This is a genomic window from Peribacillus sp. SIMBA_075 (genome assembly GCF_046534585.1).
Genome location: NZ_JAWRYN010001265.1, coordinates 1 through 248, shown reverse-complemented (window position 1 = coordinate 248; position 248 = coordinate 1). Strand labels below are relative to the sequence as shown.

1 pseudogene is annotated in these 248 nt (G+C 54.4%); it reads left to right on the top strand.

The window, feature by feature from the left end:
* A pseudogene (locus SB775_RS32405) lies at positions 1-248 on the top strand (alanyl-tRNA editing protein); the annotation flags it as partial.

The following is a 248-nucleotide window of genomic DNA, read 5'->3' as shown; positions in this document are numbered from 1 at the left end:
GCATCTGTTAAGCGCCTTATTGGAAGATCAGCATGGATACACGACGGCCAGCTTCCATTTAGGGCAAGAGCGGGTGTCGATCGATTTGCACCAAGCATCGATCAGCCGGGAAACCTTGCGCCAAGTGGAGCTTGAAGCGAACCGGATCATCCAACGCCACTTGCCGATCCGGACCCGTTTAGTAACTGAACAGCAGCTTGAACAATTGCATCTCCGAAAGCCTCCTGCTGTCAGCGGCGACATTCGCC